Below are 13,710 nucleotides of genomic sequence, written 5' to 3'. Positions count from 1 at the left end.
GTGCGCCCCTATTTTGGAATGACATGGGGATGACCATGCAGCGGATCTGCGATCACGGTACAAGGTAATGAAAAAATCTCGCCCATCATCGCTTCTGTGATGACGTCTTCCGGACCACCCTCAATTTGCACACGACCGTCTTTCAAAGCGACGATGTGATCTGCAAAACGCGCGGCCAGATTGATATCATGCAGCACCATTGCAACCGTGCGCCCGGTCTCTTTGTTCAGCGTCCGTACAAGCTTCAGCAAGTCAATCTGATGCGGCAAATCAAGATAGGTGGTTGGTTCATCCAACAATAGAATGTCCGTGTCTTGAGCCAGCGCCATCGCAATCCAAGCACGTTGGCGCTGCCCCCCAGAAAGCGTTTCAAGACTGCGGTGAGCGTTGTGGGACATGCCAGTCAGATCCAAGGCGTGGCCCACCGCGTCGCGATCCGCTTTTGTCCATTGCTGCAACGCTGATTGATGCGGTGTCCGCCCGCGACGCACCAGATCATGAACAGAGATCCCCTCTGGCGCAACGGGTGCCTGAGGCAGAACCGCAAGAGATCGCGCAACGAACTTGGATCTCAGTTTGCCAATCGCTTTGCCATCCAACACGATCTGACCACTATCGACCCCCTGTAACCGAGACAAAGAGCGCAGCAAAGTGGATTTCCCACAGGCGTTGGGCCCGACAATTACCGTTATTTTGCCGTCTGGCACATCAAGAGACAGCGCATCTAAGACAGGCTTATTATTAAAGACAACAGAGACGGTTTCGGCTCGCAGTCTGGTAGATTGACTCATCAGAGGTTTCCTCTTCGGAATTGGCGCATTAGCAGCCACATCAGGACGGGTGCACCGATCAACGCTGTGAACACACCAGCGGGCAACTGAACAAATGGAACGGAGCGCGCCGCCAGGTCAGCGAGCAATGTGACCACCGCCCCCACCAATGCGGCGGCAATAACCGCAGGTTGACCACCACGTACAATGCCGCGTGCAATTGGTCCGGATACAAATGAGACAAAGGGAAGAGGGCCGGCGACGCTGACGGCCAAGGCCACAAGGGCGACCGCTACGCCTGTGATAAGCAGCCGCAGCGATACCAGCGACAAGCCAAGCCCAACCACGGTTTCATCACTCATTGCCAAACGCGTAAGCGGGAAGAGCAGCCAGATAATCAATGGTAGAAGCAAGGCGATGCCAGCCCAGATAAGGGCAACATCGGCAAAGGAGCGCGTGTTTAGAGACCCTGTCAACCATTGGGCCATATCTGCCGCGATGCGCTCATCTGTCCAACTGAGTAACAAATCCGCGGCCGCCGCGAGAGAAAGACTCACACCGATACCAACCAAAATCAACCGGTTGATCTGCAACCCATTGTTCCAGGCCAAGAGTGCGACCGTCAGCGCTGTTGCCACGCCACCAGCCAAGGCCCCTGCTACAACCATGCCCCCGGTTAGCAAAACCGCCAGCAAAGCTCCGAAATTTGCACCTGCGGTAAAGCCAATCACATCGGGCGATGCCAGAGGGTTGCGCAACATGGTTTGAAACATTGCGCCAGCCATGCCAAAGGCAGCCCCTGCCCCGATTGCCACCAATATGCGCGGTAGGCGGTGCTCCAGAACAATCATCGCCTCCACCCCGTCAAGCTGGCCAGCCAGACCAAGCAGGAGTTGCGGAATGCTCAGTGGATAGCTGCCAATGCTGAGCGAAAGTAACGCGACAGACAGGCCAAGCAGAGACAGCAAGGCGCCAGCCACCGCGGCGCGGGGGCTGATTTCAAAAGAAAAGCGCGCGGTTTGCAGCGAGATGCTCATAGTTTTCGTCCACCCCCTTTGCGCACCATAACCACCAGCGTTGGGCCGCCGATCAGCGCCGCCATAACACCCGCCTGCATATTGCCGCCAAGCATTGACAGCCGTCCCAGAAGATCGGCCATCAGGAGCAGGCCTGCACCGATTACAGCGCTGAAGCCAACCATCCAGCGCATGTCCTGCCGGGCAAAGGGGCGCGCGATGTGCGGCACCATCAGCCCGATAAAGGCAATGGGCCCTGCCAGCGCCACCGTGCTTGCTGCGAGCAAAACAATCGCCACGCCGCTGATCAATTTCGCCAGCCCAACATTGACGCCAAGTCCCTTGGCGGTGTCTTCCCCCAACATCAGCGTATTGAGCAGATGTCCGGACAAAATCGCGACCAAAAATCCTGCGGCAAAAAATGGTAAGAGCGCGCTGATATCGTTAAAGCTGATGCCATCCAGACCGCCGAGCACCCAAAATCGATACACGTCCAGACTTTGTCGGCTCATCAACAAAACCGCCCGTGTCATGGCAAGAAAGAAGGCGGTTATGGCGGCCCCAGCCAGCAACAAACGCGCCGGCTTGGCTTGTGCGCCGCCCCCCAGTGCAAAGACGCTCAGCGCCCCCAAAGTGCCCCCTGCCATGGCAACCCAGATAAACTGGCTTGGATCGCTCCAGCGGAGCGCAAAGACCACCACAACAACCCCAAAGGCTGCTCCGGCGTTGATCCCAAGCAACCCGGGGTCGGCCAAAGGGTTGCGGGTCATCCCTTGGATCAACGCACCAGAGACGCCCAGGGCGCTGCCCGCGAGTAGCGCAGCCACAAGGCGCGGCAGACGAATTTCACGGACCGCAATATGCTCCGCAACAGAGCTTTCAAAACCAACAAAAAGCGTAAGCACGTCGTTCCACGACACCGCGCGATATCCAAAGCGCAACGCTAGGACCGCAAGGCACATGACGGCGCAGGTCGCGATCAGCAACCAAAGCCCACGCCTGTCTTGTGACCGCGCCATGGGCGCTTCTGAGGTGTATACGCTCATGGCTGCACCTCCGGCAGAATGCCCGCCTGTTGAGAGGAGGAGACCACGGTTGCCGGATCACCATCCATTGCAGCCTCAAGCAACGGAACCAACGCGTCCAAAGTGTAGTCAATGCTCAATGGACTGGCATGGGACAACGCCGCAGACATATCCATACCCAGATAGATTTCTCGGCCTTCTCGATAGGCGCGCATGGTATGCCGCAGCGGAAGACTATTAAGACGCTGAACATTTTTGCCTGCGTCAATCCAGATCAGGGCATCCGCATCGATTGGCTCCGTGACCTCTTCGGGGATCAGCTTATAAAAACTGTCAAACAACCCAATCTCTTTAAGCGCGGGCGGTTCTCGAAAGCCAAGTTCTGCCATGAATTGTCCACGAATGTCGCGGCTGGAATAGGCTCCGGTACTGCCTGACCAGACCACCACAGACGTGGCGCCCTGCCAGTCCGGATGAGCGGCGCGGATATCTGCGAAGCGCCCCTGAATGCGCGCGATTTGCGCCTCAGCAATCGACTGCCGCCCAGTTGCAAGACCCAGAACGCGGTGCATCTCCGCCCAGGGGGCGCCGTAGTCCCCCCATGCCTCCTGCGGGGCGATGGTGGGCGCGATCTGGCTCAGAAGCGCATAGTCTTTTTCAGTCATGCCACTCCACTGCCCGACAATCAGGTCAGGTTTCATTGCGGCGATTTGTTCAATGTCGATCTCGCCGCGCATGACGATGGGGGTTCCTTCTCCCAATGCATCTTGCGCCCAGGGCCAAACCCCATAGGGATGCGTGCCGTACCACATGCGCAAAGCATGAGGCACTACGCCCAGCGAAAGCAGAAAATCGTGCCCTATAAAGCTCAGAGACACAATTTTTTTTGGCTCGGACAGAACAACCGCAGAACCATATTTGTGAGTGATTTCAACAGGGAAAGACTCTGACTTCGCTGCAATAGGACAGAGCAAGGAAATCAATAATGCCAATTTATGAAAAGCGCGCAATTTCCGCACCTCTTGCTTGCATATCCATGTGAAGTGGACTGTCCAAAACTCGAGGCTGGCTACCGGTGTGCAACTGAATGTACCGGCAGTGGCTGAAGTGCTTGGGTAGTTTGGAAAAGTAATTTTGTCAAGATTTGAAAGGGCCAACTACGGTGCGCGCGATTGGCCCTTTGTTGTTTGATTAGAATGTTTTGCTGACAGTAAGCATCACATTGCGGCCTTCGCCGAAGTAGCAGGAAAATGCGCCACAACCGGTGATAACACGCTCGTCTGATAGATTGTTGACATTAAGCGCCACTAACCAGTCGTCTTTCCGATAAGACACTGCCGCATCAAACAAAGTATAAGCGCCGGTTTTGAACTCAGTCGGCAGCCCCGGCAGCGCAACAGGAAGACCCGCCGAACCAAAAGACGATCCAGTATACCGTGCACCCAGACCAAAGCTCCAGCCATCGAGTTGTTTAGGTGTGTAGTTCACCCAAGCGGACGCCAGATGCTCAGGAATACCATCAATAAAGTCTTGGGAGTCGGTCTGTGTATCGAGATAGGTATAAGATGCCTGAACAGAGATGTCCCCGAAGCTGTGATAGGCTTCCAGTTCGACCCCTTTGGACGTTGTCTCGCCGGACTGCACCTGGAAGTTGGGATTTGCCGGATCTCTCTGTAGCAAATTGGACTTCGTGATATCAAATGCCGCCGCAGACAACAGTGTATTTGTGCCAGTTGGTTGGAACTTTACACCAACCTCATATTGTTCACCTTCAGTTGGCTCAAACGGCCGACCATTGGCGTCGGTACCAAACGCTTCTTGTTGGAAGCTTGTTGCCCAGCTGACGTAAGGTGCAAGCCCGTTGTCAAAGCGGTACATGATAGCCGCATTGCCAGTCCAAGCGCTGTCATCAGCACCGGGACGCAAGCGTCCACTCGAGGAGTCTAGGTTCTCACCCACATCAACGCTACCGTATCGCACACCGAAGTCGACAAACAAACGGTCGTTAATGGTCGCGCGGTTCTGCGAGTAAATCCCCCACTCTTTGGTGGTGACGGAAGGAGTATCAACTATCGCAACGTCGATGACATTGCCGTATGTTGGGTCAAACGGGTTAATGGGCGCGCCATGGTTGTTTGGATCGGTGTTGTCCGAGGTATCTTTATCAAACTCACCACGGCTGTAGCTCAAGCCAACAATGCTGCGCATCTCGACAGAGCCTAGTTCGTAATCTGCCGTTGCGTAAGCATCAGCTGCGAACGTCTTGAGAGAGTTCCGTGCTTTATAGAAGGTACGGTTGATTGTGCCGTCAGGGTTGTAGCGTCCAAGATAGATATATTGCGCAAGCGCAGGAAGGTTATTTCGGATATCTGTCGCGCCGTACCAATATGCATGATCATATTCAACATCAGAGTCAGTATAGCGCGCATTTGCATTCAATGACCAAACACTATTGAAACGATGCTGGAAGCTGGCAGACAGGCTTGCGGACTCTGAGTCATATCGATCAAATCCAGGCTCGCCAACATATAGGTCAGACTCAAACTCGCGCCCAGCGTGCGGCGTCGGCACAACAGTCGGCGCCCCTCCACCACCAGACAGATCTGGAATCACAAACCCCGATGGCACCGGCTCCAATGTCCCGATCCAAGACGCAAACTGCGTGGCTGGTGTCGCGCGACTGCTTTGATAGCTCGCAAGAACCGTCAGCTCCGTATCGTCGGAAGGGCGCCAAGTGACGGACGGCGCCAAATTGATGGTATCGTCTCGCGAAGATAGCAAAACATCATCTGAATCGCGCAGCAAACCTACGAAACGGTATCTGAGTGTTCCGCTCTCATTTCCATCGCCGCTGACATCAACGCCAACTTGCTTTCGGTTATTGCTACCCAGCTGAAACTGCACAATGTTTGGGGCATCTTGTGCTGAGGTCTTGGAAGTTGTGTTGATCACCCCGCCTACAGAACCGCTTCCATAGAGCCCAGAGGCAGGCCCACGTAATACTTCAACGCTATTGAACATGAATGTTTCGGGGCGAGGGCTATTATAGAAGTCATAGCGGGTCTGCAGCCCATCTTGCAGAAAGTTTGGGGTGAACCCACGAACGTTGGCCCAATCGGCACGGTTGTCCTGACCAAAAAGCCCCGCGCGAACACCTGGTGTATAGGCTAAAACCTCTTCCAGATCACGTGCACCACGCTCCTGAATCTGCTCGGCCGTTATCACACTCACCGACCGCGGGGTCTCAACAATAGGATCTCCCGTCTTTGCAATGCTACCAGTTTCAAGAGAAACAGCTTCACCAAAGAAGCCCTCGTTGCCTGCACCGCTTATGTTGATGTCTTCTAGCTGGATGTCCTGTGCAGCAGCCGGCAAAGCAGCAACCAATGCGCACAGGGACACAGTCGTACGCCGCAACAGCATGTCCCATTCCTTTTTTTGGATTTCTTAGAGCGCTGCCTGGCGTAGTGCTTGGGGGTCTCAAAGACGCTCCCGCTTAGGTTTAAGTGCTCATACGGTCAATTTGTTAACCATCGAGAAAGCACAAAATGTTGCATCAACAGCACACTTTTCTTATGAAATCCTATCTAAACAGTTTAAGTACCTGAAAAATAATTACTTTAAATCTCGCACAGCAAGAACTAAGCTATAATTCTTGCCACTTCATTTCTTCAAATGCTTCCCGGAACGCAAATCTCTTAAGATGAGAGTCGATCACCAGACGCCCCCTAGACAGCGCTTCTTCAGTCTCACCGCTCAAGCTGACGTCGAGTGCAGTTTCGCTGGCTGAAATCGTTGCTTGCCCAAAAGGAAAAGAAACACAGCAGTACGTTTCACTAAAACTGACCTCCACTTTATGCGCAAAATGCTTGCCCAATTGCTGAAGGTATTTTCTCGCATGAAGGGTCTCAAAGCGCCCGTTCTGTTTTCTCATGAGTTCTCATCAATGATTTTTGATTTTCAAAGGCTGGGAGAATGCATGTGATGTTCACTTCCCCCAGCGTTCGATATGGGTCCTCAGAACCGCAGGCGTGCAGTGAAAGAAACTGTACGGCCCGGCTCGTTCAGAGGGATAACTCGCGAGGAGTCGATCCCATCGGAGCTGCGGCTGGCATAGGTTTCGTCAAACAGGTTGTTGACCCCCAAGCGTAATTCCAAATTCTCAGCTGCGGGAGGCGTATAGGTCGTATAGACATTGAAGACCTCATAGCCGGGCAATGTGATGTCCGTATCGGTGTTTTTGAGAGCAATTTCGGCAGTGCCACCGACACGCCATTGGTCGTCGATCTGCCATCCGCCTTCCAGCGCCACAATATGCCCCATCGGGCGGCCGAGATAGTAAGCCGTGGAGCCCACGGCCTCCCCATCAAGCTCAACATCAGCGTAGGTCCAATTTGCCCGCACAAAGCCCGCATACCAGCTGTACTCTGCGGAAGCGTCGATGCCCTGACTTGTCAAATCTGCGGTTGCACCACGAGCTCCGCCACTTGGAAGGACAGCCGCGATGTCACTGACATCCGTGTGAAACAGCGCCGCGCCGAATTTCCAGCCGCCATAATCGTACCGAAGACCAATCCGCGCCGCTTCCGCGCGGGAGGTTGTGAAACCAGCGTAGTTCCAAGCGCTCCCGAAATTGACAAGCGCCGCTTCGCCCAGCTCATAGCCACCCCAGGTAGAGGCGAGACCCGCATTCAAGCTCCATCTGTCGGATAGAATGACATCCAAGGCACCGTTAACGCTGATACCTTCATCAGAAAAATCTGACCCGTCTGCGCCAGTAAAAGACTGGCTGTCCAATCTTGCGCCATAGCTCACAGACACCCGATCAGAGATATCTTGGCGAGCCTGTGCAAAAATGCCGACATTGCTCAGTTCTTCGCGGCCGGAACTTGCAAAAGGCCCGGGCCCACGCCCCTCTCCTTCTGCGGTTTCATCAAAAAAATCTATGCCTGCGGTCAAGCTGCCGCCCGAAATGGCGAAGCTGTTTTTGATGGTACCGCTCAGGCTTTCGTTGACGCCGTAAACACCAATGGCATCAATCTCTTGTTCGTTATAGCTGATTTGGACCAACGGATCCCAAATGCCCTGTGGCTGGGTGTTGGTGTAGGTAAACGTATAAGAGGTTCGTCGGGACAGACCTTCGGCCAAAACGCTCGGCCCCGATGTGATGCCTGCAAAATCAGGGCGCGTGAATAGAATGCCACCCGGCCCGGCTTGCGCTGTCCGCAGCCCCGTATCTTCGGTTTGCGATCCGGCAAACTCAAACCTATGGCCGTTCTGGCTTTCATACGCAAATTTGCCCACATAATCGGTCAAGTCCGCCTCTGTACCGGGAACGACATTTCCGTCGCCGTCTTCGTAGTCGTCACCACTTCGACGTGTGGCGCTCAAGAGGTATTCAAAACCATTGGCGCGCCCAAACAGTGCAAGAGAACTGCTCAGATCAATGCCATTGTCGGCCGTGCCCAATGTGGCTAGCCCGCCGAAATTGTCGCCCTCCTCCAGTAGGTCATTGGCGTCTTTGGTCTCATAGGCAATCGAGCCGGCCAGTGCACCTGCACCAGAGTCTGCAGGTGCCAAACCTTTGCTGACCTCGACCGATTTCAACAAGACAGGATCCAGCAGCACGTTTCCTGTATGGTGAAACGCCGACTTGTTTTGGCGCGCGCCATCAATGGTAACCGAAAGTAGGCTTTCTTCGATCCCATTCACAAATATCTTTTGTGCTATCGCAGCACCGCCACCCGCGGTGACCGCACTTTCGCCTGCAAAGATATCCTTGGCTGTCGTCGGAGCGCGTGCTTCGAGATCTTCCTCAGATATTGTGACGTTGCCCAGCAGATTCTGTGCATCTTCTGCTTCGATCCGAATTTCCCCCAAATCAAAGCTACTGGTTTCTAGATCATCGAGCGGGACCGCCTGCGCGTAGGCAGAGGTAACAAAAAATGGCGTGGACAAAGCGGTACCCGCCAAAATGAAAGCACGCAAAGACATTTGCAGACCTCAAAAGTTGACTAATTTGCTCAGTTAAGTAAATAAACAAATTGGACCCTGCCAGATACCTCTCTTTGCGCGATGACCAAATTCCTTTGCGAAACGCTCAAACCGTGCGCTGTCGAGCAACGAAACGTTCCTCAATCATCGGAACCCTGAATGACCGAGCATCCACGTTCTGCATCTCGAAATACGTCAAACGGTATGCATTTTGAGCCCAAGCTGGATTGGTTCGGCAAAACTGAACGCCCGGCATCTGGAATCTTTGACGGCTCGGTTACGGCATTACAATTACAGCCCGGATTTGGACTACACACATTGAATGCTACGGCCAATCAAAGCTATGTCATTGACGGACAGAGAAAACCTGGCACAGTACTTCACTGCTTCCTAGAAGGCTCAACTGCCGCACGGCTCGACAACCGACCTATGAACTTAGGCCATACCTCAGGTGGCGCGGTGAAACTGGTACTAACCTCCATTGAAGAGACACAGAGGTTCTGGCGCCGTTCTGATCCCGGCGAGTACGTACGCAAAATCAGTATCCAGATGTCCCCCAATTGGCTCGAAAGGAATGGCCTGTGCGTGCCAATTGCAACGCCGACAGGGGCGATGCAGCGACATGAATGGTATGCATCGCCCCAAGAGATCAAGATGCTAGAAGCATTGGCGAGCACGCCAAGATTTTCATCACCAGTGGCGCGGCTTCATGCCGAGTCTATGGCACTTGCACTGGTGGCAGAGAGCTTTGAGAGATTTTCTGATCAATCAACAAACTCGACACTCTCAAAACGGGAGACCATACAATTAAGTCGCATTGAAGCGCTAGCCCGTCGACCCGGTCCAGTCCCCAGCCTCACCGCGCTTGCGACAGAGGCCGGCCTTAGCCAATCTGGGCTAAGGCGGTTAATTCAATCCGTTTACGGTCGCGCGCCCCTCGCACATATTCGGACGTTGAGACTAGAAATGGCCTACATCGCACTGAAACAAGATCGCATCAGTATCGAAGACGCGGCAGCCATGGCGGGTTATACTTCAGGAGCAAACTTCGCCACTGCCTTCCGTCGGGTCTATAAAATGGCACCTTCTCAGATACGCAGCGGCCACTAAAGGCTCCGCAAAGAAACCTATTAGGTCATCACAAAAGCCCTCTGGACCCTGCGTTGCATCGCATCTAAGTTACGCGGCAAATCATAAAGCCAGCCTACAGCCAGCTCCACACTTTCTATGCTGACTCTAGACATGGTGCTTTAAATGGCTTTGACATTCTTTCGCCCGATCCTATCTGTTGCCGCAATCTGCATTGGCTCTGCTGCGCTCGGTGCGGATGTTACAATCCCAACCTATCGCGGTGATGCCACCGTAGAGCAATCTCCCAGCAAGATTGTGGCGCTGGATATCGCGGCCGTTGACACTCTGAACGCTCTGGATGTGCCGCTGGCCGGGGTTCCTGCCAATCTCTATGTAAGTTACCTTGGCGAAGTGTCCGAGCATGCAAAACCTGTAGGCACCTTGTTCGAACCCGACTTCGAAGCCATCGCCATCATGGCACCGGACCTGATCGTAGCTGGCGGGCGTTCTTCCAAACAATTTGAAGCGCTCTCCGAAATTGCGCCCACTTTGGATATGACCATTTGGGGGGATGACCACGTTGAAACCGCTTTGGCACGCCTGCGTGGCTATGGCGAGATCATGGATAAGAAAGCCGAAGCGACCGCGCTGGAGAGTGCCTTCTCAGACAAGCTGGCAGAAGCCAAAGCCGCAATCAAAGGCAAGGGCAATGCGCTGATTGTTTTGACCAATGGCCCCAAGATTTCGGTTTATGGCAAAGGCTCCCGATTTGGCTGGTTGCACAGCGCCCTTGAACTGCCGGAGACAGTTGAAGGTGTGGACGCCCAAACCCATGGTGAAGCCGTGTCTTTTGAATTCATCGCCAAGGCCAACCCGGATTGGATGATCGTCGTGGATCGCGCCGCAGCCATCGGGCAAGAAAACCAATCCGCTAAAACCACTTTGGACAATGCGTTGGTCGCCCAAACTGCAGCTTGGAGCAAAAATCAGGTGATCTATCTGAATGCCGCAGATGTCTACATCGCCGGTGGCGGCATTCAATCAGTTCTGCGTACTTTGGATGAAATTGTGCAAGGCTTTGGCGCTGCACAATAACTTCTCTCTCCGCATCCCAGGCTACCGCTAGACATGGCCAAGGCGTATTATCTCTCACTAAGCGGATTGCTGGCCCTTGGGGTCGGCAGTCTCTTTATTGGAGTACAGGACGTCTCGCTTGCAGACCTTTGGAGAGATCCAGACGTACTGCACTTGATTGCCATCAGTCGACTACCCCGCACTCTCGCAACATTGCTAACCGGAGCAAGTATGGCCATCGCAGGTGTGATCATGCAGCTATTGGTGCGCAATCGTTTTGTGGAACCAGGAACAACTGGAACTAATGAAGCAGCAATGATCGGCCTCTTAGCGGTCACTATTCTGGCGCCAGGCCTACCAATTTTTGCACAAATGCTCGCGGCCGCATTGGCAGCGCTTGCCGGAACACTCGGTTTCCTGCAGTTGTCGCGCAAACTGCCCCCACAGCAACCATTGCTCGTGCCGCTCGTGGGCTTGATTTACTCAGGTGTATTATCCGCGGTTGCGACGTTCATTGCCTATCAAACCGATTTGATCCAATTCATCGGCGTTTGGATGAGCGGCGAGTTTTCAGGCGTTCTTGCGGGGCGCTACGAATTGCTGTGGCTGGCGGGAGCTCTATCGTTGATTGCATATTTTGCAGCAGATCAGTTCACCATCGCGGGCCTAGGACAAGGATTGGCCGTCAGCGTCGGGCTGCGTTACGGACAGGTGCTTGCGCTCGGTGTCGCCACTATCTCCATGGTCTCAGCCCTCGTCATTGTTACGGTGGGCATTTTGCCATTTGTTGGATTGGTTGTGCCAAATATTGTCTCGCGCATGATGGGCGACAATCTGCGCCAGAGCCTACCAGTGGTTGCCGGAATGGGTGCCGGGTTGGTGCTGATATGCGACATGATCGGGCGTTTGATCCGCCATCCGTATGAAATACCTGCAGGCACGATCTTTGGGATCGTTGGCGCCATTGTGTTTCTCAGCCTCTTGCTAGGACGTCGCAGCCATGCCTGATACCTCACCACCCCATCAGACGTTCTTGCCACCATCTCAGGGGACACCGGCGCTCAAAAATCATCATCTTTGGGCGCTCTTTGCCGCACTTGCGGTCGCCTGTCTTGTATTCATGTTGTGGGGCGGCGCATGGCGCTCAAGCTATATTCTGGAACTTCGGGCTATTAAACTCGGCGGACTTCTCTGCGTTGGCGCATCAGTGGGGGTTGCCACAGTGCTATTTCAGACACTCACCAACAACCGCATCCTAACACCTACGATTATGGGGTTCGATGCGCTTTTCTTGCTTATGAAAACAGTGTTGGTATTTGTGTCGGGCATGCTGGTTTTGCCGAATATGACCAATACTGCGACCTTTTTGTTTGACACCGCTCTGATGATCGCAGCAACGCTCCTGATCTTCACCGCAGTGCTCAAGCGCGCACAGCAAGACATTCAGCTTCTGGTGTTGGTAGGGGTCATTTTTGGCCTCTTATTCCGCACAGTTTCTGGGTTTCTTCAGAGACTGCTGGACCCTTCCGAATTTGCTATCGTCCAATCCAATATGTTTGCCCAGTTCGGCGGCATCGACCGGGAGTCTTTGCTCATCGCCAGCCTTGTCACAGCGGCCATTTTCGTTTGGATCGCCAGACGGCACCTGATTTTGGACGTTTTGGCACTCGGACGCGATACCGCGCGCAGCCTTGGTGTAAGCTATGACGGGCTCCAGCTCCAGCTGCTCGCAGCAATTGCTGCGCTTGTTTCCGTCTCAACCGCACTTGTCGGGCCACTTGCATTTCTAGGCCTCTTGGTGACGGCGCTGACCCATACTTTGCTACGCTCACACCGCCACGGCCTGCTCCTGCCTGCGGCTAGCTTGATCGCTGGCCTCATTCTGGTTGTCGGCCAGACCGTTTTTGAGCGCGTACTCAACCTCAATTCCAGCCTCGCTGTGGTGATTGAATTCTCCGGCGGCCTTCTTTTTCTGGTGCTATTGGCCAGAGGGAAAATCACATGATCACCATCGAAAATCTCTCTCATGCCATCGCTGGGCACAAGATCCTCACCAATGTGAACACGCACCTGCCGCACAATAAAATAACCGCCTTGATCGGCCCAAATGGCGCCGGAAAATCAACGCTTCTCAATGCGATAGGTCGCCAATTCGACGCTACAGCCGGCGATATTTATATCGATGGCGCCGCCTTGAAAAACATAGACCTGCAAGACCAGGCACGTCGATTGGCAACGGTGGCTCAACATCTTCACGTCGGCAGCCGCATTCGCGTCATAGATCTCATTGGATTTGGACGCTGGCCCCACGCGAAAGGCCGGCTCGTTCAGGCAGATTATGCAGCCATTGACGCAGCTCTTGAGCTATTTGATCTTGTAGAGCTAAGTGGCCGCTTTCTCGACGAACTCTCCGGAGGGCAACGTCAAAGAGCCTTTATCGCAATGGCGCATGCCCAAGATACAGACTGGCTATTACTTGACGAGCCCCTAAACAACCTAGATCTGAAACACGGGCGCAGTCTGATGGCACATCTGCGCCACCTAGTAGACGCGCAGAACAGAAGCGTGGTTGTCGTATTGCACGATCTGAATTTCACGCTGGCTTGGGCTGATCACATTGTCGCAATGCGCGACGGTACCATAGTGTTTGACGGACCGACTGCAGAGGTTGCCACCTCTGAGGCGCTTTCAGATCTTTACCAGACGCCAATTGAGATTGTGCCAATGGGTGGGCATTATTTTGCTCATTACCACCGCTAG

12 protein-coding genes are annotated in these 13,710 nt (G+C 54.0%); 5 read left to right on the top strand and 7 right to left on the bottom strand.

Annotation, left to right across the window (positions count from 1 at the left end; translation table 11 throughout):
- Nucleotides 1-8: 8 nt before the first annotated feature.
- The 7 genes from J7399_RS19425 to J7399_RS19395 form a co-directional block, all read right to left on the bottom strand.
- On the bottom strand, nt 9-791 hold the full coding sequence (locus J7399_RS19425) for an ABC transporter ATP-binding protein (protein ID WP_209089274.1): 783 nt from the start codon (nt 789-791) through the stop codon (nt 9-11).
- Nucleotides 791-1,807: an iron chelate uptake ABC transporter family permease subunit gene (locus J7399_RS19420; protein WP_209089087.1), complete on the bottom strand. Its 1,017-nt coding sequence runs from the start codon at nt 1,805-1,807 to the stop codon at nt 791-793. Before J7399_RS19420 ends, J7399_RS19425 begins: the two co-directional genes overlap by 1 nt.
- Nucleotides 1,804-2,832 (bottom strand): iron ABC transporter permease, encoded by a 1,029-nt coding sequence (locus J7399_RS19415; protein WP_209089084.1) that lies wholly within the window; start codon nt 2,830-2,832, stop codon nt 1,804-1,806. The genes J7399_RS19420 and J7399_RS19415 overlap by 4 nt, the downstream gene beginning before the upstream one ends.
- Nucleotides 2,829-3,830 carry an ABC transporter substrate-binding protein gene (locus tag J7399_RS19410; RefSeq protein ID WP_348539486.1) on the bottom strand — a complete coding sequence of 334 codons (1,002 nt, stop codon included), beginning with the start codon at nt 3,828-3,830 and terminating at the stop codon, nt 2,829-2,831. Before J7399_RS19410 ends, J7399_RS19415 begins: the two co-directional genes overlap by 4 nt.
- 172 nt (nt 3,831-4,002) lie before the next feature.
- Nucleotides 4,003-6,234 carry a TonB-dependent siderophore receptor gene (locus J7399_RS19405; RefSeq protein ID WP_209089082.1) on the bottom strand — a complete coding sequence of 744 codons (2,232 nt, stop codon included), beginning with the start codon at nt 6,232-6,234 and terminating at the stop codon, nt 4,003-4,005.
- Between the two features lie 223 nt (nt 6,235-6,457).
- A complete protein-coding gene (locus tag J7399_RS19400; RefSeq protein WP_209089079.1) occupies nt 6,458-6,745 on the bottom strand; it encodes a DUF2218 domain-containing protein in 288 nt (95 codons plus the stop codon).
- Nucleotides 6,746-6,828: 83 nt separating this feature from the next.
- Complete coding sequence (locus J7399_RS19395; RefSeq protein WP_209089076.1) at nt 6,829-8,805, bottom strand: TonB-dependent receptor; 1,977 nt, start codon at nt 8,803-8,805, stop codon at nt 6,829-6,831.
- Nucleotides 8,806-8,964: 159 nt separating this feature from the next.
- Between J7399_RS19395 and J7399_RS19390 the strand changes: the two genes are divergently transcribed.
- From J7399_RS19390 to J7399_RS19370, 5 genes are all read left to right on the top strand, one after another.
- Nucleotides 8,965-9,915, top strand: a complete 951-nt coding sequence (locus J7399_RS19390; protein WP_209089074.1) for an AraC family transcriptional regulator — start codon at nt 8,965-8,967, stop codon at nt 9,913-9,915.
- A 144-nt stretch (nt 9,916-10,059) separates the two neighbouring features.
- Complete coding sequence (locus J7399_RS19385; RefSeq protein ID WP_209089071.1) at nt 10,060-10,971, top strand: siderophore ABC transporter substrate-binding protein; 912 nt, start codon at nt 10,060-10,062, stop codon at nt 10,969-10,971.
- A gap of 33 nt (nt 10,972-11,004) precedes the next feature.
- Nucleotides 11,005-11,958: an iron chelate uptake ABC transporter family permease subunit gene (locus J7399_RS19380; protein ID WP_209089068.1), complete on the top strand. Its 954-nt coding sequence runs from the start codon at nt 11,005-11,007 to the stop codon at nt 11,956-11,958.
- Nucleotides 11,951-12,955 carry an iron chelate uptake ABC transporter family permease subunit gene (locus J7399_RS19375; RefSeq protein ID WP_209089064.1) on the top strand — a complete coding sequence of 335 codons (1,005 nt, stop codon included), beginning with the start codon at nt 11,951-11,953 and terminating at the stop codon, nt 12,953-12,955. Before J7399_RS19380 ends, J7399_RS19375 begins: the two co-directional genes overlap by 8 nt.
- Nucleotides 12,952-13,710, top strand: a complete 759-nt coding sequence (locus J7399_RS19370) for an ATP-binding cassette domain-containing protein (RefSeq protein WP_209089061.1) — start codon at nt 12,952-12,954, stop codon at nt 13,708-13,710. Before J7399_RS19375 ends, J7399_RS19370 begins: the two co-directional genes overlap by 4 nt.

Source organism: Shimia sp. R9_1 (genome assembly GCF_017743775.1).
In the GTDB taxonomy this organism is placed as follows: Bacteria; Pseudomonadota; Alphaproteobacteria; order Rhodobacterales; family Rhodobacteraceae; genus Shimia.
This window is presented reverse-complemented; position numbering and strand designations above follow the sequence as displayed.

Coding starts and splice junctions, on each gene's coding strand:
- J7399_RS19385 (WP_209089071.1), top strand. CDS start 10,060: ATGGCTTTGACATTCTTTCGCCCGATCCTATCTGTTGCCGCAATCTGC.
- J7399_RS19380 (WP_209089068.1), top strand. CDS start 11,005: ATGGCCAAGGCGTATTATCTCTCACTAAGCGGATTGCTGGCCCTTGGG.
- J7399_RS19425 (WP_209089274.1), bottom strand. CDS start 791: ATGAGTCAATCTACCAGACTGCGAGCCGAAACCGTCTCTGTTGTCTTT.
- J7399_RS19420 (WP_209089087.1), bottom strand. CDS start 1,807: ATGAGCATCTCGCTGCAAACCGCGCGCTTTTCTTTTGAAATCAGCCCC.
- J7399_RS19370 (WP_209089061.1), top strand. CDS start 12,952: ATGATCACCATCGAAAATCTCTCTCATGCCATCGCTGGGCACAAGATC.
- J7399_RS19375 (WP_209089064.1), top strand. CDS start 11,951: ATGCCTGATACCTCACCACCCCATCAGACGTTCTTGCCACCATCTCAG.
- J7399_RS19405 (WP_209089082.1), bottom strand. CDS start 6,234: ATGCTGTTGCGGCGTACGACTGTGTCCCTGTGCGCATTGGTTGCTGCT.
- J7399_RS19395 (WP_209089076.1), bottom strand. CDS start 8,805: ATGTCTTTGCGTGCTTTCATTTTGGCGGGTACCGCTTTGTCCACGCCA.
- J7399_RS19390 (WP_209089074.1), top strand. CDS start 8,965: ATGACCGAGCATCCACGTTCTGCATCTCGAAATACGTCAAACGGTATG.
- J7399_RS19415 (WP_209089084.1), bottom strand. CDS start 2,832: ATGAGCGTATACACCTCAGAAGCGCCCATGGCGCGGTCACAAGACAGG.
- J7399_RS19400 (WP_209089079.1), bottom strand. CDS start 6,745: ATGAGAAAACAGAACGGGCGCTTTGAGACCCTTCATGCGAGAAAATAC.